At 65.9% G+C, this 17,829-nt stretch carries 18 protein-coding genes and 1 riboswitch; of the genes, 7 read left to right on the top strand and 11 right to left on the bottom strand.

What is annotated here, in order from left to right; genetic code table 11:
* Positions 1 to 111: 111 nt before the first annotated feature.
* Positions 112 to 951: an aldo/keto reductase gene (locus tag AC1ROK_RS16685; RefSeq protein WP_492848891.1), complete on the bottom strand. Its 840-nt coding sequence runs from the start codon at positions 949 to 951 to the stop codon at positions 112 to 114.
* 113 nt (positions 952 to 1,064) lie between these two features.
* Here AC1ROK_RS16685 and AC1ROK_RS16680 point away from each other — a divergent pair, with 113 nt between their 5' ends.
* Positions 1,065 to 1,841 (top strand): phosphodiester glycosidase family protein, encoded by a 777-nt coding sequence (locus AC1ROK_RS16680; RefSeq protein ID WP_492848889.1) that lies wholly within the window; start codon positions 1,065 to 1,067, stop codon positions 1,839 to 1,841.
* A 172-nt stretch (positions 1,842 to 2,013) separates the two neighbouring features.
* Here AC1ROK_RS16680 and AC1ROK_RS16675 read toward each other — a convergent pair whose 3' ends face one another.
* Both AC1ROK_RS16675 and AC1ROK_RS16670 read right to left on the bottom strand, forming a co-directional pair.
* Positions 2,014 to 3,921, bottom strand: coding sequence for an ABC transporter ATP-binding protein (locus AC1ROK_RS16675; RefSeq protein WP_492848887.1), 1,908 nt, complete (start codon positions 3,919 to 3,921; stop codon positions 2,014 to 2,016).
* The gene (locus AC1ROK_RS16670) at positions 3,918 to 5,723 is read right to left on the bottom strand and encodes an ABC transporter ATP-binding protein (protein WP_492848885.1); all 1,806 of its coding nucleotides are present in this window, start codon (positions 5,721 to 5,723) and stop codon (positions 3,918 to 3,920) included. Before AC1ROK_RS16670 ends, AC1ROK_RS16675 begins: the two co-directional genes overlap by 4 nt.
* Before the next feature lie 288 nt (positions 5,724 to 6,011).
* Between AC1ROK_RS16670 and AC1ROK_RS16665 the strand changes: the two genes are divergently transcribed.
* Entirely contained in the window at positions 6,012 to 6,209 is a 198-nt protein-coding gene (locus AC1ROK_RS16665; protein WP_492848883.1) for a DUF2934 domain-containing protein, read from the top strand.
* A 104-nt stretch (positions 6,210 to 6,313) separates the two neighbouring features.
* Here the strand turns inward: AC1ROK_RS16665 and AC1ROK_RS16660 are convergent, their stop codons facing one another.
* Positions 6,314 to 6,898: a DUF982 domain-containing protein gene (locus AC1ROK_RS16660; protein ID WP_492848882.1), complete on the bottom strand. Its 585-nt coding sequence runs from the start codon at positions 6,896 to 6,898 to the stop codon at positions 6,314 to 6,316.
* Positions 6,899 to 7,131: 233 nt separating this feature from the next.
* Here AC1ROK_RS16660 and AC1ROK_RS16655 point away from each other — a divergent pair, with 233 nt between their 5' ends.
* The 3 genes from AC1ROK_RS16655 to AC1ROK_RS16645 all read left to right on the top strand — a co-directional run bounded on the left by AC1ROK_RS16655 (position 7,132) and on the right by AC1ROK_RS16645 (position 8,156).
* Positions 7,132 to 7,602: an Hsp20 family protein gene (locus AC1ROK_RS16655; protein WP_492848880.1), complete on the top strand. Its 471-nt coding sequence runs from the start codon at positions 7,132 to 7,134 to the stop codon at positions 7,600 to 7,602.
* 61 nt (positions 7,603 to 7,663) lie between these two features.
* On the top strand, positions 7,664 to 7,855 hold the full coding sequence (locus AC1ROK_RS16650) for a hypothetical protein (RefSeq protein WP_492848878.1): 192 nt from the start codon (positions 7,664 to 7,666) through the stop codon (positions 7,853 to 7,855).
* 10 nt (positions 7,856 to 7,865) lie between these two features.
* The gene (locus tag AC1ROK_RS16645; protein WP_492848875.1) at positions 7,866 to 8,156 is read left to right on the top strand and encodes a hypothetical protein; all 291 of its coding nucleotides are present in this window, start codon (positions 7,866 to 7,868) and stop codon (positions 8,154 to 8,156) included.
* 118 nt (positions 8,157 to 8,274) lie between these two features.
* Here the strand turns inward: AC1ROK_RS16645 and AC1ROK_RS16640 are convergent, their stop codons facing one another.
* The 3 genes from AC1ROK_RS16640 to AC1ROK_RS16630 are packed head-to-tail and all read right to left on the bottom strand — an operon-like array spanning position 8,275 to position 9,794.
* Positions 8,275 to 9,120, bottom strand: coding sequence for a DUF4118 domain-containing protein (locus AC1ROK_RS16640; protein ID WP_492848873.1), 846 nt, complete (start codon positions 9,118 to 9,120; stop codon positions 8,275 to 8,277).
* Between the two features lie 36 nt (positions 9,121 to 9,156).
* On the bottom strand, positions 9,157 to 9,303 hold the full coding sequence (locus tag AC1ROK_RS16635; RefSeq protein ID WP_492848871.1) for a hypothetical protein: 147 nt from the start codon (positions 9,301 to 9,303) through the stop codon (positions 9,157 to 9,159).
* A complete protein-coding gene (locus AC1ROK_RS16630; RefSeq protein WP_492848869.1) occupies positions 9,300 to 9,794 on the bottom strand; it encodes a GNAT family N-acetyltransferase in 495 nt (164 codons plus the stop codon). The genes AC1ROK_RS16635 and AC1ROK_RS16630 overlap by 4 nt, the downstream gene beginning before the upstream one ends.
* 378 nt (positions 9,795 to 10,172) lie before the next feature.
* Between AC1ROK_RS16630 and AC1ROK_RS16625 the strand changes: the two genes are divergently transcribed.
* Positions 10,173 to 11,165, top strand: coding sequence for an N-acetylglucosamine kinase (locus tag AC1ROK_RS16625; protein WP_492848867.1), 993 nt, complete (start codon positions 10,173 to 10,175; stop codon positions 11,163 to 11,165).
* 76 nt (positions 11,166 to 11,241) lie between these two features.
* On the opposite strand, the gene AC1ROK_RS16620 is transcribed toward AC1ROK_RS16625, so the two are convergent.
* The 4 genes from AC1ROK_RS16620 to AC1ROK_RS16605 are packed head-to-tail and all read right to left on the bottom strand — an operon-like array spanning position 11,242 to position 13,520.
* Entirely contained in the window at positions 11,242 to 12,003 is a 762-nt protein-coding gene (locus tag AC1ROK_RS16620) for an ABC transporter permease (RefSeq protein WP_492848865.1), read from the bottom strand.
* Positions 12,000 to 12,809: an ABC transporter ATP-binding protein gene (locus AC1ROK_RS16615; protein WP_492848862.1), complete on the bottom strand. Its 810-nt coding sequence runs from the start codon at positions 12,807 to 12,809 to the stop codon at positions 12,000 to 12,002. The genes AC1ROK_RS16620 and AC1ROK_RS16615 overlap by 4 nt, the downstream gene beginning before the upstream one ends.
* Positions 12,810 to 12,831: 22 nt before the next feature.
* Positions 12,832 to 13,191 carry a DUF1048 domain-containing protein gene (locus AC1ROK_RS16610; RefSeq protein WP_492848861.1) on the bottom strand — a complete coding sequence of 120 codons (360 nt, stop codon included), beginning with the start codon at positions 13,189 to 13,191 and terminating at the stop codon, positions 12,832 to 12,834.
* Positions 13,191 to 13,520: a PadR family transcriptional regulator gene (locus tag AC1ROK_RS16605; protein WP_056001597.1), complete on the bottom strand. Its 330-nt coding sequence runs from the start codon at positions 13,518 to 13,520 to the stop codon at positions 13,191 to 13,193. Before AC1ROK_RS16605 ends, AC1ROK_RS16610 begins: the two co-directional genes overlap by 1 nt.
* Before the next feature lie 1,079 nt (positions 13,521 to 14,599).
* Positions 14,600 to 14,752, top strand: a riboswitch (cobalamin riboswitch).
* A 112-nt stretch (positions 14,753 to 14,864) separates the two neighbouring features.
* On the opposite strand from AC1ROK_RS16605, the gene AC1ROK_RS16600 reads away from it, so the two are divergent.
* Positions 14,865 to 17,759, top strand: coding sequence for a ribonucleoside-diphosphate reductase subunit alpha (locus AC1ROK_RS16600; RefSeq protein WP_492848857.1), 2,895 nt, complete (start codon positions 14,865 to 14,867; stop codon positions 17,757 to 17,759).
* The last annotated feature ends 70 nt before the right edge of the window (positions 17,760 to 17,829 follow it).

The following is a 17,829-nucleotide window of genomic DNA, read 5'->3' as shown; positions in this document are numbered from 1 at the left end:
CGCGACAGCGCGGCAGCAATAGTGCCGAGCTAATCACTTCCCGATCAGGGTGAACACTGCAGAAATCGCGTCATACTCTAGGTAATGCAGGGCGCATTCGACTTACGCCCCTCAGAACTCCTCATGCGTGCGCGGATCGCCGTCGAACAGCCGGCCATCGGGACGGGCCAGCGCGTTGATTGCGGCCATGTCGGCATTGTCGAGCTCAAAACCGCTCAGCTCGAGGTTCTCGCGGCGGCGCGACGGAGTAGCCGATTTGGGGATCGGCAATACGCCGAGCTGCAGGTGCCAGCGCAACACCACCTGCGCCGGGGTGCGGCTGTGCTTGGTGGCAGCCGCGACCACCGCCGGCTCGGCGAGAAGGCCTGTGCCCTTGCCGATCGGCGTCCAGGCCTGGGTGAGGATGCCCCGCGCCTTGTCGGCGGCGCGCTGCTCGGGTTGGTTGAAATAGGGGTGCAGCTCGACCTGGTTGACGCTCGGGGTAACGCCGGTCTTTTGGATCAACTGGTCGAGATGCTCGGGCAGGAAGTTCGACACGCCGATCGAGCGGACCAGTCCGCGTTCGCGCGCTTCGATCATCCCCTCCCAGGCCTCGACGAACAACTGCTGGCTCGGGTTGGGCCAGTGGATCAGGTAGAGATCGAGATAGTCGAGGCCACTGCGCAGCACCGATTCCTCGATCGCCCAGGTGACGTTCGGCTTCTTGTGATGCCGGCCGGGGAGTTTTGAGGTCACGCGGATTTCCTCGCGCGGCACGCCGGACATCCGCACGGCTTTGCCGACGGCGCCCTCGTTCTCATAGTTCACGGCGGAATCGAGCAGCCGATAACCCTCGCGCAGTGCTTCCGCCATGCCCTCGGCCCCGGGAATGCCGCGCAGCGCATAGGTGCCGAGGCCGACCGCCGGAAGCGTGGTGCCGTCGTTGAGTTTGTGGTCGGGCAGCTGGGACATCGCGAATCTCCTCGAGTTTTTCGAGGCATAGGAACGGAGCGGGCGCGGTAACGCCATCCCCAAATAGACGTGTTGTGCTTGCGCGGCGCCCGTCACGCCGCAACAGTCCGCCGATGACCCCGCGTGATTCACTCCCCCTTGCCGCACTCGCCCTTGGCTGGCTGCTCGGCGCTCCGCTCGCTCACGCCGTCCCGGCCGAAGCGCGTTGCGCGCCCACCGAGTTCGAGGGCGCCCGCTACACCGTGTGCCGCGCCGCTCCCGCCGAGATCGAGCTCCACTGGCGCGATGCCGATAACCTCCCCTATCGGCGCTTCGATGCGCTGGCCACGGCGCTCGCGGCCGACGGCCGCACGCTGCAATTCGCCGTCAATGCCGGCATGTACGACACCGATTTCCGCCCCATCGGCCTCTATGTCGAGGGTGGCGAGAAGCTGGTGAAGCTGAACACCAGCGAGCCGGCGCCGGGGACGAAGCCGATCCCCAACTTCTACAAGAAGCCCAATGGCGTGTTCTTCATCACCGGCGAGACGGCGGCGATCGTCCCCACCGAAGACTACCTCGCCGCCGCGCCCGAGCCGCGGCTGGCGACACAGTCAGGGCCAATGCTGGTGATTGGAGGCGAACTCCACCCTGCCCTGATCCCCGGCTCCACCGACCGCACCCGGCGCAGCGGCGTCGGCGTCTGCAGCGGGGGCGAGGTGGTCGTCGCCGTCAGCGATGGCGGCGTGAACTTCCACGACTTCGCTCGCCTGTTCCGCGACAGCCTCGGCTGCGCCAACGCGCTGTTCCTCGATGGCGGACGCGGCGTAGGGTTGTACGACCCGGAGCTCGGCCGGAACGATATGTCCTGGCACGGCGGTTATGGGCCGATGCTGGTGGTGGTGGAGTAAGGTTCGGCACCCCCGCTATCACGCCTATGGCCCACCCCCTCCCGGCCTCCCCCATCAAGGGGGAGGTGTCAGGCCGGTGGAATTGGCTGGATCGTGCCCCAAGCGCTGAACGGCACCTCCCCCTTGATGGGGGAGGCTGGGAGGGGGTGGGGCCCCCAAACACCGCCCGATGTCAGGTCGCCTTCCCCACCCCGGCCGCGGCATTATCCTCCGCATTCTCCGGCAGGTCGTCGAAGCTCGAATAGTTCATGGTGTAGAGCCGCGAATAGAGCCCCTGCTTTTCCATCAGTTGCTCGTGGTTGCCGCTCTCCAGCAGCTCGCCGTTCTGCAGCACAATGATACGGTCGGCGCCGCGGATGGTGGCGAGGCGGTGGGCGATGACGAGGCCGGTGCGGCCTTCGAGCAGCCGCTTCAGCGCCTTCTGGATCAGCATTTCGGTATAGCTGTCGATATTGGCCGTCGCCTCGTCGAGCACGAGGATCTTGGCATCCGCCACCAGCGCCCGGGCAAAGCTGATCAGCTGCCGTTGCCCCAGCGACAGGTTGCCGCCGCGCTGCTCGAGCCGCGTGTCGTAGCCATCGGCCAGCGACATGATGAAATCATGCGCACCCACGGCCTTGGCCGCATCGATCACCTGCTCGCGGGTGGCGGTTTCCTTGTTGTAGCGGATGTTCTCGATTACCGAGCCGGTGAACAGGAACGGCTCCTGCAGCACCATCGCCACCTGCTCGCCGAGGGAATCCTGGGTGACGTCGCGCACGTCGTGCCCGCCCACCGTCACCGAGCCCTCCCACACATCGTAGAAGCGGTGCACCAGCGACATGCAGCTCGATTTGCCCGAGCCGGTGGGGCCGACAATGGCGACCGTCTCGCCCGGGTTGACCCGGAAGCTGACATGCTTCAGCACCGGCTGGCCCTTGCGGTAGCCGAAGGTGACATCCTTGAACTCGACCGAGCCATCCATCCCTGCGGTCAGCGGGAAGGCATCCGGCTTGTCCTCGATGCTGACCGGCACATCGAGCACTTCGACGATGCGGGTGCCCGACGACATGGCGCGCTGGAACACCGAATACTGCATGGTGAGCGAGCGGATCGGATCGAAGAAGCGCTGGATGTAGAACAGGAACGCCACCATGACGCCGATATCGAGCTCGCGGCCCAAGACCATCTGGCCGCCGACCACGATCACCGTGGCCATCGAAATGCCGGTGAGCGTATCGACGATCGGCACCATCACCTGGGCGAACTTGGCGGCGCGCAGGTGCGCCCGGAGGTTGGCGCGGGCCTTTTCCTCGTAGAGGTCGAAATTGACCTGCTGCCGATCGAGGCTCTGCACCGTGCGCACGCCGTTGATGCCCTCGGCGAGCGCGCCATTGGCGGCCGAGTTGGTGTGGTGCGCCGCCATGAAGCTGACCTTGGCCGGCGGCAGCCAGAACAGGCGCACGATGAACAGGATCGGCATGGTCGCCATGGTGATCAGCCCGAGCATCGGATCGAGCCACAGCAGCACGCCCACAATGCCGAACAACAGCACGATATCGCCGACCGAAAGCACTGACGTTTCAAGGAACTCCTGCATGGAGTTCACGTCGCCCATCAGGCGCGACATCAGCCGGCCGACTTCGGTCTTGTCCATCCAGCTGAGCGACACGCGCTGCAGATGCGCGAACATGGCGCGGCGCATGTCGAACAGCACGTTCTCGGCCGCCTTGCCGACCACCGTCTCCTGGATCCAGGACGAGGCGAAGTTGATGAGGATCAGCCCGGCAAAGGCGACGATGCACCAGAGCAGGATCGAGCGGCCGCCCCCGCCCTGCGCCATGCCGTTGTCGATGGCAAAGCGGATCACCAACGGGAAGGCCAGCTGGGTCAGGGTGAACACCAGCACGGCGGCGACCGACAGGTAGATCTGCCTGCGGTAGGGTTTGACGAAGGCCCAGATGCGGCGGACGATCTTCGGATCATAGGCCTTGCCGAACACCTCTTCCTCGCGGTCGAGGCTCGAGCCGACCACGGCGCGGGGCGGACGGCGGTTGCGGTCTTCGCTGTCGTCTTCGGTGTTGAGCGTTGCCTCGGTCATTCGGCAGCCTCCAGCTGGTCGTCGCCAGGCTTCACCTGGAGGTCGTAAAGGGCGCGGTAGCGGCCGCCGAGCGCCAAAAGCTCCTCATGCGTGCCGCGCTCGACGATCCGGCCCTCGTCGATGAACAGTATCTGGTCGGCATGCATCAGCGAACTGAGCCGGTGCGAGATGATCAGCGTCACCCGGTCCTTGGCGAAGCGCTTCATTGCCGTGCGGATGCGCTGTTCGGTGCCGGCATCGACTGCAGCGGTGCTGTCGTCGAACACCATCACGGCCGGCCTGAGCATCAGCGAGCGCGCGATGTTCAGCCGCTGGCGCTGGCCGCCCGACAGCGACACGCCGCGCTCGCCCACGATGGTCTCGTAGCCGGTCGGGAGCCCGATGATGTAGTTGTGGAGCTGCGCGTATTCCGAGGCGCTGGCGATGCGCGGTCCCTTCGCCCACGGATCGCCATAGGCGATGTTGTTCTCGATATTGGTGGTGAACAGGAACGAGTCCTGCTGCACCACGGCCACCGCCTGGCGGAGGCTTGCCAGGGTCAGCGCCCGGACATCCTGCCCATCGATGGTCACCCGCCCGCCGGTCACATCGTAAAAGCGCGGGATCAGGTGGGCGATGGTCGATTTGCCCGAGCCGGGCTTGCCGACGATGCCGATGGTCTCGCCCTTTTTGCCCTCGAACGAGATGCCCTGGAGCACCGGACGGAACGGCGCCGAGGGATAGGCGAAATCGACATTCTCGAACTTCAGCGTCCCTTCGGAAAGCTTCAGCGGCTTGGCGCCCGGCTCGTCCTTGATCTCGATTTCGAGGTCGAGGAAGGCGAACAGCCGGTTGCCGCAGGTCGAGGCGCGGGCCACCGAGTTGACGAGCAGGCCAAGCTGGCGCACCGGCATCTGCAGGATGGTCATGAAGGTGAGGAAGGCCGCCAGCGTGCCGACGGTCATTTCGCCGGAAATGACACGCTCGCCGCCATACCACAGCACCAGCGCCATCGAGACGAAGAAGCTGATGTTCATGATCGAGGTCGAATTGACGCGGATATCGACGCGCTTGTGCGTCAGCGTCAGCGCCCGGTCGGAGGCCTCGTTGTATTTCTTCATCTCGTGCCGCGCGCCGGCAAAGGCGCGGACCACGCGGATACCGCCGAGGTTCTCTTCCATGACGCGGGAAAGATCCTGCAGCCGCTCCTGCAGCGTCAGCCAGGTGGCGCGAAGCTTCAGCTGGGTGAGCGAGGAGTTGACCCCGACAAACGGCGCAAAGCTCAGCGCCAGGAGGCCAAGGATCCAATCGGTCGAGATCAGCATGTAGGCGCCGACGCCGATCAGCGTGCCGAGCAGCACGATGCGCAAGAGGCCCGTGGCAAAGAACATGCGCACGCCCTCGAGATCGAGCATGCCCACGGTAATCAGGTCACCGGTATGCACCCGGTCGTGGTAGGAAAAGCTCAGCCGCTGGATCTTCTCGTACACCGCGAGGCGCAGCTCATAGGCCGTGTGATGGCCCACCGCTTCGCCAAAATAGTTCATCGACATCGTGAACAGACCGCGCAGGATCGAGACCACCAGCAGGATCAGCGCGATGCTCCACAGCGCATCGGCAGCGCCCACCCCGCCATCCAGCACACCCTCGGCGCGATCGACCGCCTGTCCCAGCAGCACCGGCGTCCACAGCTGCAGCGCCGACGAGATGAAGCAGGAGAGGATGGTAATGATCACCATCCAGGGGTGGCGCCAGGTCAACACCATGATGCGCCACAGGGTGGTGAGCCCCTTACCCTGCTGTGCGGCGACGACGTGTGACATTGCATCGCCAGGCGAATAGGCGCTGCGCGGAGCATTCGAGCTCAATTTATGGGTCCAGACATAAAGCTTTTTGGGCCTGCCCTCGCCAGAGTATTGGCGGACAGACTCGGCCCGGTAGAACCAGAGGAAGGGCTCATCTGTTGCGCCGATTTGCGTTCTGTTCAAGGCAGATATGCCGGCGCGGCAGGGTACTTTCGTATCAACGCCGTAACGCTGCGCCATGATGTTGCACGAATGCAACCTCCCCCGCGGCGCGACGTTGAGGGCGAAATGAATCGTGAGCCCAAAATGACCGACGGCCGAGGCCTGCCGCCGTACGAAGACGACGCCTTCCGCGAGGCGGTACGCAAGACCGCCTACTTCCTGTGGGAGCAGGCTGGCCGCCCCGACGGCCGGCACGAGGAATACTACCTGCGCGCCCTCGACCAGCACCGCCGCGAACGCGAATACGACCAGTGGCTGGAGGACGGCCCGGACGAAGACTGACGCGCCGCCCGGGTGGCACCAAGCGAGCAAGCGTGCGCCCGGCAGGTCACAGCGCTGAACGCGGCAGCGGACCCCGCCGTGGGGCGGGGCCGCGACCTAGTCGATCAGAACTGGCGGTTTCGTGTGGCTGCCGGGGTCGGCATGGCGGCGGCGTCGATTTCCTCGTCGAGCGTGTTCATCGCCGCCTGGATGTCGTCGATCGTCACACTGATGCCGCGCACGCAACGAAGCGCCGGCGCGCCCGCGACCGCGTGGATATCCGAGCCCCAGTAGGCCAGCAGCCTCTTCTTGCGGCTCGGGGCCAGCGTCGGATCCTTCAGAATATCCCGGGGATGGTTGTAGCCGATGAGTTCCACATCGGTGACTTCGTCCTCGTCATCGTCAATTGCGGGCGCCGGCCGGGTGGCGACGAACACGGTGTTGGTGGCCACTCCGTCGACGTCCCAGCCGTGGGCCAGGAGTCCGGCACGCTGCGCGGCGTCGACCAGCGCGTTGCGGGCGGTTTCCGCCTCGACGAATCCGTCTACTGCCGACTGGCAGAGCGCTCGCGCCTGACGGTAGTGCGCCGTACGGGCTTGTGCCCAATGCAGGTCCAGATACTCGAGCGCCTCCCACGCGCTTCGCGCCTGGAAGTTGCCGGTACGGTGCAGCTTCAAGAATACAGGTTTGGAAAAGGGCCGGTGTCCCATCACTTCCTCCGATCGTCTGAAACAAGCAATGCGGTTTGACCGCAAACGCGAGGTAGGAAGCGGTTCTAGCCGGGTCAAGAGTCACTCGATTTTCTGCTTTTGCAGCCCTTGACACCTCGAGGTAGCTCCCTAAATCGATGCTGCCGGCCGCCGAAATGGGGCTGGCGCAGTGGGGTAGCCCGCTGTGGCGGGCATGTCCCTCGTACCTATGTTGCTCTGAGGAGAATGTGGTTATGAGAACCTTCGACTTCACACCGCTCTATCGTTCCACCGTCGGCTTCGACCGCCTGTTCGACATGCTCGACAGCGGCATCCGTTCCGACTGGCCTCCCTACGACATCGAGAAGCTCGGCGACGACGAATACCGCATCAGCATGGCGGTTGCCGGCTTTGCCGCCGACGAGATCGAGCTGACGCAGCAAGGCAACAGCCTGCTGGTGTCCGGCGCGAAAAAGCAGGACGAGGACCGGGCAGACGCCTTCCTGCACCGCGGCATCGCTAACCGGAGCTTCAAGCAGTCGTTCAGCCTGGCCGACCACGTGAAGGTGACCGGCGCATCGCTGGAGAATGGGCTGCTGTCGATCAACCTGATCCGCGAGGTTCCCGAGCAATTGAAGCCCCGGCGCATCGCTATCGGTGCGGCTGAGGCCAAGCCAGCCGGTGAGCCCAAGCAGATCGGTCAGGATCTCAAGTCCGCGGCTTGAGCCACAGCGCTCTGTTGAGCCTCCCGGTCGATGCCGGGAGGCGCTTTAGGGGAGGACCACGATGAGCAGCGCATTTTACCCATCAGACGAATACGACAGTTCCGAACTCGAACTCGAACTCGAACGCGAGCGGGCGCAGCGTCGCCGACCCTGGCTGCAGGCACCGGGGCGAGACGACGACGATGACCCGCCTGCAGCAGCACGGGCGCTGCGGCCCAAGGCCCCCGCGCTGGACCTCGCCAAGGCAGCTTGAGGAGGGGCAGATGCAGATCGATGTACGACCTCCTGCCGCACAGGCCTCGACCCAACTCTTCGATTGGCAGCTCGATGTCGAGCGGCTGGAGCGCGAGGCCAGGGCCGCCCGCCTGGCCGGCGCTCCCGACCCGTGGACCAAAGTCGAGGCGGAGTGCTCGCTGGATCTGATCGAGGCGGAACTCACCGCCCTGCGAGGCCGTGAGCGGGATGAAGCGGCCGACAGCGTCGTGCAGTTGCGCAGCTGGAAGGCGCGGATCGAGCGGGTCATCCGCATGCTTGGAACCGCCGATGAACTCTGAGGCGGAGCCATTGCCCGCGCGAGGAATGCGACGCCGGAGGCGTGGCGACTGCAGTATCGGCACGATGACAAGCCGGCGGCGAAGGGGGAGCGCTTCGGGGCTCCCCCTTCGCGGCCTCTTACCTTCCGCCCCCGCCGCGCTGGCGTTGCAGCGCCAGCGCCATGAGCGCCGCAACCACGTCGATGACGCGTTCCGGCGCCTCTGGGCGCTCGCCCGGCTCGAACGCCAGCCCGATGACGGCCTGCTGGCCGCCCCCCTGCCCGATCGGCCAGAAGTCGAAGCGTGACGCCAGTTCCGGATAGACGCCGGCGCGCGAGCCGGTTCCCCCGGTAGCCAGCGCGCGAACCGCCTCGAGGTCGGCGGCCTGGAGATCGACGGCGCCGACCTTGCTGGTCGAAACCACCTTGCCCCCGGCCAGCAGCAGAACGGCGGCGGGAGCTTCAAACAGCGCCGCCAGCGCCTTCGCTGTAGTCGAGGCGATGGCCTCGGAGCCGTCGGCCGCCATCACCTCGCGGCTATAGTCCCTGAGCACGCTCGCCTGGCTTCGCAGCAGCGTTGCGTTGGCGCCCCGGCGCTGCGACGTGAACGCCACCGCGCTGACGATGCCCCCGACCAACAGCAGCAGCCCGATGGCCCAGATGTTGGCGGGATCATCGACGGCGAGCGAGAAGCGTGGCTCGGTGAGAAAGAAATTGAAGGCGAGTGCGCCGAGCACCGCCGCGGCGAGCGAGGGGCCGAAGCCGAAACTCACGCCCGCAAGGACGACCGGCAGAACGAACACCAGCGACAGGTTGGGGATTGGCCCCACCTGCTCTACGCCAACCGCGAGGGCCGTCGCGACGGCGGTCATGGCGAGCGCGGCGAGGTAGCCGAGAATCGCCCTGCCGTAGGGGGAGGCCAAGGCCGGCCCGACGCTGGTGATGGAAGCGGCGTCCTCTGACGCCTTCGATGCAATGTGAGCCATCTTCGACTCCTCAGTTGAGTTCCAACCTGGTGCGCCTCACGCGGCGAGCAGAGGCAAAATCCCGCAGACCACGACGGCGAAGGCGGCCAGCGGCAGCAGCACTATGGCGAGCATGAGCAACAGCCCCTTGTCGCGCGGTGGCAGGCCGGCAAACCAGGCCTTCGACCTCGACAGACCGGTCATGGGCTGTCTCCGCGGGCTGCCGACAACGCACGCTGCGGCGACCAGGCAGCGCTCCCCTGCCCGGTCGAAATGGCCAGGTTGCCGGCCTGCCAGCGCCCACCCATGGCCAGCAGCAACGCGGCGACCGACGGTTCGGCGTCGGAGGCACTGATCCACTCGGCGCCGCGCGCCCGGGCGGCGTCGGCATAGCAATCGAGGAGCAGCCGGCCGATGCCGCGGCGACGGGCCGAGGGCGAGACCCCGATCCACAACAGCCGGGCTGTCGCCCGCGAGGGCTCGACGGCAGCCGCGATCACGCCGGTCAGAATGCTGCCCTCGAACGCGAGGATCACCTCGACGTGCGGGTCGCTGAGAGCGGCGGCCCAATCGAACTTGAACGCGGGTTGCCCGAGGCCGGCGGCAAAGCTCCGGATCTCAGGTAGTTCCGCACGGGAGGCGTGGTGGATCCGGGCAAAGGTCGAGTAATGCGCGTGGCAGACTGCGGATATCATGGCGCGCCTAAGCTTCCTGCCGGCGCCCAGCGTGCTTCACATCGCCGAGGCTGAACCCAGTTCCATACATCGTCCGAACTCCAATTCGTCGCTGACGCCGGTGGCTTCCGGCGTGCACGTGGCAAAATTGGCCCTGCTGGTATGAGGATTTCAATGTGGAGGGAGCGGCCTTGGCATAGGGAAGTCATATAGATCGGGAGGGAGAGCCGGCCGCCAGCCCACCCGAGAGGCCTCGGGATGCGCCCGGCCCGCGCCGGTGTGATGCCGTGGTGGGGGCGAGCTGTAACAGCCCCCGCTGGCGAGAAACCGGCGGTTGTGCTCCACATCGAGGGCGGCGGCACCGACCGCCGGAACATCAACAGCTGGAACACACCGGTCATGCCTCGTCCTTCTTACTCGCCCGCGAAGGTTTCTGACGAGCGGGCGATTGTCGTTGGCATCGATGGTGGTGGCAGCAAGACCCTTATCGCCAGCGCCGACCGCGGCGGACAGGTGATCAAGCTGGAACGGGGCCGCGGCACGAGCCCCCTCGAAAGCCCGAGATGGCGCGAGGCGCTGGCCGAGCTGGCCCGGCCGTTTGCCGGCGCTCCGGGTTTGGCCGGCGTCGCGGCGGCTTTGCCGGCCTATGGTGAAGTCGAGGCGGCTTCGGCGGCCCAGCAGCGGGCGATCGGCGAGCTGTTCGGCGCGATGCCACAGCGCCTGCTCAACGATGTCGATGCCGCCAATATCGGCGCTTTCGCCGGTGGGCCGGGCATCCTGATCCTCGCCGGCACCGGCTCGATGGCCTGGGCGCGTGACCGGGCGGGCCAGTCGCACCGCACCGGTGGCTGGGGCGATGTGATCGGCGACGAGGGCAGCGGCTACTGGATCGGCAGGCAGGTGCTGGGCGCGGTCAGCAAGGCCATAGACGAGCGCGCCGAGCCCACCGGGTTGGTTGCCGAGGTGTTTGACCTGCTCGGCTTCAGGCACGGCGACAAGCTGGATCACCTGGTGGGCTGGGCCGCGGGACTCGCCGAGCCGAGGATGCAGATTGCAGCGCTGGCGCCGCTCGCCCTCGCTCTCGCCGAGCACGGCGATCCGGCCGCCGGCGCCATCGTCGATGCCGCGGCCACGGAGCTTGCCCTGCACGTCCACACCCTCGAGCGACGGCTCGTTGCGCCGACGATGGCCTGGAGCTTTGCCGGCGGACTGTTCGCGAGCCCGGCGCTCCAGCGGGCCGTCACCGAACAGGTCGGTCGACCGCCATCGCTGCCGCGCCTTCCGCCGGTCGGCGGTGCGCTGCTCGCGGCGGCCGAGCACCTGGGCTGGCCGATCGACGAGGGTTGGATCGACACGCTTGCGAACTCGCTCGGGAGGCTGTTGGGGCGCTGAAGGCGCAGTCGGCCTCCCTCCCCCTTTCGGGCCCGCAGGCGGGAGAGGGCCGCCGACTGATAGACTTGTGCTCCCGCTACGCGATCCTCCGGCGGAATGCCGCCATGGCGAAGAAATACGCGACGACCAGGATGCCGACGCACCAGGCGAGCGCGATCCAGATCTCGGCGCCGACCGGCTGCTGGGTGAGCAAGTCGCGGATGGCATTGACGATCGAGGTGACCGGCTGGTGTTCGGCGAAGGCGCCCACCGGGCCGGGCATGGTCTCGGTAGGAACGAATGCCGAGCTGACGAAGGGCAGGAACAGCAGCGGATAGGAGAAGGCGCTGGCGCCGTCAGGGGTTTTGGCGGTGAGGCCGGGGATCACTGCGATCCAGGTCAAGGCCAGGGTGAACAGCATCAGGATGCCGCCCACCGCCAGCCAGTCCAGCACCCCTGCCCCCGAGCGAAACCCCATCAACAGGGCGACCAGCACCACCACGACGAGCGAAATCATGTTGGCGACCAGCGAGGTCAGGACATGCGCCCAGAGCACCGACGAGCGGGCGATCGGCATCGACTGGAAGCGCTCGAAAATGCCGCTCTTTATATCGAGGAACAGCCGGAACGCCGTGTAGGCGATGCCCGAGGCCACGGTGATCAGGAGGATGCCGGGCAAGAGGTAGCTCACATAGGAATCGGTACCGGTGTCGATGGCGCCGCCGAACACATAGACGAACAGCAGCATGAACATGATCGGCATGATCGTGGTGGTCATGATGGTGTCGAGGCTGCGGGTGATGTGGCGCAGCGAGCGGCCCAAGAGGATGACGGTATCGCCGACAAGGTGGGTGGTCATTGCAGTTGTCCTTCGCGGTTGGTGCCGGGGTGCTGGTGAGCGCCCGTTCCGACCAGGGCGAGGAAGACATCCTCGAGCGTGGGTTGCTTTTCCACGTACTCGATGGTGGCGGTCGGAAGCAGTTTCTTCAGCTGGGCCAGCGTGCCGTTCACGAGGATCCGGCCCTCGTGCAGGATGGCGATGCGGTCGGCGAGCTGCTCGGCCTCATCGAGATACTGGGTGGTGAGCAGCACCGTGGTGCCGTTGCGGGCGAGTTCCTTGATCGCCTGCCACACCTCGAGGCGCGCCTCGGGGTCGAGCCCGGTGGTCGGCTCGTCGAGGAAGATCACCGGCGGATTGCCGATCAGGCTCATGGCGATGTCGAGCCGCCGGCGCATACCGCCCGAATAGGTCGAGACCTTCCGGCCCGCCGCCTCGGCCAGCGAGAAGCGGCGGAGCAGGTTGTCGGCAACGCCGCCGGGATCCCTGAGGTGCCGCAGCCGGGCCACCAGCATGAGGTTCTCGCGGCCGCTGAGGATTTCGTCGACCGCCGCGAACTGCCCGGTGAGGCTGATGCAATCGCGCACCCGCGCCGCCCGCGTTGCCACATCGAAGCCGTTGACCGCGGCAGTGCCTCCGTCGGCCTTGAGCAGCGTCGAGAGTATCTTCACCAGCGTGGTCTTGCCGGCGCCGTTCGAGCCGAGCAGCGCAAAGATGCTGCCCCGCTCCACCTCGAGATCCACCCCACGCAGCACCTCGAGTTTTTGGTAAGACTTCGTCAGGCCCCGCACATGGATTGCGGGGCTCAGAACCTGATTGGTTCGCATTTTTGTCTTCCGTTCTGGCTGGTTACGACTTGTCGCCGGCGGCGCTGTCGATGGCGCTGATCAGCCGCTGCCGTTCCCGGGCGCGCCAGTCGCCTGCCGCATAGTTGCGGATGAAGGCTTCGATGAACTCGATCGGGTCTTGCCCGACGATGTCGCGGATCGGCGTCTGGTTGGCGGCGCTCTGTTCGAACAGGTCGGCGAGGTTTTCGAACAGCGAGGCTGCCGCGTCGGCCTCTACCACCCCGCCCGCCACCATCAGGTAGCGCTCGAACGCATCGACCGCACCGCGATACGGCTCGGGCAGTTTCTTGACGCGCGCCTTGTACTCGCGCCAACGCTTCTTTTCGCCGATCACTTTGGCGGCGAGCTTGGCAATGGACATCATTTGTCTCCTTGGTTGAGCTGGCTGAGACGATCCGAGAGGAAGCTCCAGGTCCTCCAGAACTCTTCGAGATATTCGCGGCCCTCGGCGTTCAGCGAGTACACCTTGCGCGGCGGCCCCTTCTCGGAAGGCACCTTCTCGACATCGACGAAGCCGCGCTGCTCGATGCGGACCAGCAACGCGTAAACGGTGCCTTCGGCGATGTCGGCAAAACCCTGATCCCGCAACCAGGCGGTGATCTCGTAGCCATAGGCGGCCCGCATCGAGAGGATGGCGAGGACGATCCCCTCCAGCGTTCCCTTCAGCATCTCCGTCATCTGTTTGCCCACGGGGCGACCTCATGCTAGTCTGCGTTACTGACTACTGGTAGATAGTATCACTAAGTAGCCGTGTCAAGCGTCGCCGATCGGCGTGGCTGAGGACATTCTGTGAGGTCGCCAGCAGCCGCGCCTCACAACGCGACTGGCTCTCCGGCGCAGGCGCATTAGCGCCAGGTTGGGGGATTCCTACTGATCCTGTGCAGCGCCCATCGGCGAACTTGCCACCCGGCAGCGCCCCAAACTCGGTGTCATCCCTGCGAAAGCAGGGACCCAACCCACAGCCCGCGCAGGTGGATGGATGGCGGACGAGGGCAAAAGCCCTCGCCGCGAGGTCCCTGCTTTCGCAGGGATGACAGCCGGTGGGTGGGCACGGTCGTAACCTGGCGCCTATGGACGAAGGCCGGGATGAAGTGGCGCGAACAGGGGCGCCGCGGCGATGACACCCGTCGGCGCTCCATGGCGCTTGCTACAGCCCCGCCCAGATCATGCTGACGACCATCCCTGCTGTCGCTCCGGTGACAAGCGCAAGGAACACGGTGGCGTAAAGCCACCACCGATCGCTCGGTTCTCGATCCATTTCCGCTGCGAGGCCCCCAAGCCCATTGCGGCCGGCGTCGATTGCCGACGACACCTGCCGGTCCCGTCCGCGACGCCAACGCGGCAGACGGGTTCGCATTCTAGCGGCCGGCGCCTTTAGTTTTGCTGACAGGTCGGGCGCTCACGCGCCTCTCTGCTGACGGTCACAATGGTGGAGGCATGGAGACGAGCAGCCCAAGCGTGACGCCGATGCTGGCCGCCATCACCATGAGGACAAAAAAGGCCGCAAGGACCGCCCACCATGAAAGCTTCGGTTCCATCCCTGCGCGATACCACAGCGCGGCTGACAACCGCCTGATCGGCGAACGGCCTGCCTGCGCCGGGTGACACGGGGCTGGGGGGGGGACCTGTGACAGCGCCCCCTCAGTTCGCGCTCGACAGCCCCGCCTGGGCCCGCAGGAGATATCTCTACGTCCCCGCACATCATAGTGAGGGCTGCCCTCACCGGAAATTGCATCGCAACCCATTGACGCGAATCCCGAACAGGCACACTACATCTAGTGTGTCGTGGTCGCCCGGTTCGCAAGGACGGGTGATAATAGGGAAGCCGGTGCGGGCAATTGCTCCAGTCCGGCGCTGCCCCCGCAACTGTGATAGCCGGTGCTGCCGGCCAGCCAGATACCTGCCACGACAGGTTAGTTCGTCCACGGGCGGGGTGCACCGGTTGGCCGCGAAAACGCCTGGGCGGAATGCGCCTGTGCGTCGTTTCGCGTCCTCGGAAAACCCCTGCTGCCACTCACGGGGTATTTGAGGCATATGTCCACTTCACAGATCGTCCATTCCGACACCGGCCGTCCGGTGGTCGTCACGTCACCCGAGCCGCACGCGGCCTACGCGCCGGGCTTCTCGCTCATCAAGCGCAACGGTGGCACGGTGCCGTTCGATCAGTCGAAGATCGCCGTGGCGTTGACCAAGGCGTTCCTCGCAGTGGAGGGCAACAAGGCCGCCGCCTCGCGCCGCGTGCATGAAATCGTCGAGCAACTGACCGGCGAAGTGGTGGCGGCGCTGGTCCGCCGCGCCAAGGACGGCCGGGTGTTCCATATCGAGGATGTGCAGGATCAGGTCGAGCTGGCGCTGATGCGCGGCGAGCACCAGAAGGTCGCCCGCGCCTATGTGCTGTACCGCGAGGAGCACGCCAAGGCCCGCGCCGACAAGGCGGATGCGCCTGTCGCGAGCGCCGCGATCCGCATGGCGGATGGCATGCCGCTCGACGAAGCCCGCCTCGCCACCGTCATCGCCGAGGCCTCTGCCGGTCTTGATGGCGTGGTGGCCGAGACCATTCTCACCGAGACCCGCCGCAACCTCTATGACGGCATCTCGACCGAGGAACTGGCGCTGGCGCCGATCCTCGCGACCCGTACCCTGGTCGAAACCGAACCCAATTACGCCTATGTCTCGGCGCGCCTGCTCAACGACAAGCTGCGCCGCGAAGCGCTGAGCTTTCTCGCCGGCCGCCCCGACCAGGCGACGCAAGCCGAGATGGCGAACCGCTACGCCGAGTATTTCCCCGCCTATCTCGAGCGCGGCATCGGGCTTGAGCTGATCGACCCGGAACTCGGCCGCTTCGATATCGCCCGCATCGCCGCGGCGCTCCGGCCCGAGCGCGACCGACAGTTCCAGTATCTGGGGCTGCAGACGCTCTATGACCGCTACTTCCTCCACTCCGCCGGCACGGTGTTCGAACTGCCGCAGGCCTTCTTCATGCGCGTCGCCATGGGCCTGGCGGTGCGCGAGATCGACCGCGAAGCCCGCGCCATCGAGTTCTACAATCTGCTGTCGAGCTTCGACTTCATGGCCTCGACCCCGACCCTGTTCAACTCGGGGACGCTGAGACCGCAGCTTTCGAGTTGCTTCCTCACTACCGTCGCCGACGACCTCGACGGCATCTTCAAGGCGATCAAGGACAACGCGCTGCTCGCCAAATATTCGGGCGGTCTCGGCAATGACTGGACCCCGGTGCGCGGGCTCGGCGCCCATATCAAGGGCACCAACGGCGAGAGCCAGGGCGTCGTGCCGTTCCTCAAGGTGGCCAACGACACCGCCATCGCGGTGAACCAGGGCGGCAAGCGCAAGGGCGCGGTCTGCGCCTATCTCGAGACCTGGCACGTCGACATCGAGGAGTTCCTCGATTTGCGCAAGAACACCGGCGACGACCGCCGCCGCACCCACGACATGAACACCGCCAACTGGGTGCCCGACCTGTTCATGGAGCGCGTCGAAGCCGGCGCCGACTGGACACTGTTCTCGCCCGACGAAACGCCGGACCTGCACGATCTCTATGGCCCCGCTTTCAAGGCCGCCTACGAAGCCTATGAAGCCAAGGCCGCCGCCGGCGGCATGACGGTGTTCAAGACCGTCCGGGCGCTCGATCTGTGGCGCAGGATGCTGACCATGCTGTTCGAGACCGGCCACCCCTGGGTGACCTTCAAGGACCCCTGCAACATCCGCTCGCCGCAGCAGCATGTCGGGGTGGTGCACTCCTCCAACCTCTGCACCGAGATCACGTTGAATACGTCGAAGGACGAGGTGGCGGTCTGCAATCTCGGCTCGATTAACCTCTTGGCCCACCTCACCGACAAAGGCCTCGACCTCGAGCGGCTCAAGCGCACCGTCGACACCGCCATGCGCATGCTCGACAATGTCGTCGACATCAACTTCTACACCATCCCGGAAGCCCGCCGCTCCAACCTCCGCCACCGCCCGGTCGGGCTCGGCATCATGGGCTTCGCCGATGCGCTGCAGGCGCAGGGCATCGCCTATGGCTCGGATGCGGCGGTTGAATTCGCCGACCGCTCGATGGAGGCGATCAGCTACTATGCCATCACCGCCTCGACCGATCTTGCCGAGGAGCGTGGCGCCTACGCCTCGTTTGCCGGCTCGCTCTGGTCAAAAGGCGTGCTGCCGATCGACAGCCTCGAAATGCTCGCCGCGACCCGCAGCGAGATCCATATCGACCGCACCCAGCGGCTCGACTGGGAGACGCTCCGCCAGCGCGTCAAATCAGTGGGGATGCGCAACTCCAACACCATGGCGATTGCGCCGACGGCCACCATCTCGAACATCTGCGGGGTGAGCCAGTCGATCGAGCCGGGCTACCAGAACCTCTACGTCAAATCCAACATGTCGGGGGATTTCACGGTGGTGAACGCCCTCCTCGTGCGCGACCTCAAGGCCCGTGGGCTGTGGGACGAGGTGATGATCTCGGATCTCAAATATTTCGACGGCTCGGTCGGCCAGATCGATCGGGTGCCCGATGACCTCAAGGCCATCTACGCCACCGCCTTCGAGCTCGACGCCAGCTGGCTGATCGCCGCCGCCTCGCGCCGGCAGAAATGGATCGACCAGGCGCAATCGCTCAACCTCTACCTCGCCAACCCCTCGGGCAAGGCGCTGGATACGCTCTATCGCAGCGCCTGGAAGGCGGGGCTGAAGACCACCTATTACCTGCGCTCTCGCTCGGCGACGCATGTCGAGAAGTCGACGCTGAAGGGCACGGACGGCAAGCTCAACGCCGTGGCGGTAACGCCGGCGCTGGTTGCTGCGCCGGTGGTCGAGACGCCGCCCGCGCCGAAGAAGCTGGCGCTCGAAATGGCGGTGCTCGATGGGCCGGCGTGCCTGATCGACGACCCCGACTGCGAAGCCTGCCAGTAACGAGACAAGACCCCTCATCCGGCGCTACGCGCCACCTTCTCCCCGACGGGGAGAAGAATCTGGAGAGCGC

This window comes from Devosia sp. GW821-FHT12F11, assembly GCF_058806655.1.
Note: the sequence above shows the minus strand (reverse complement) of the source record. Positions and strands in the feature narration are given on the sequence as shown.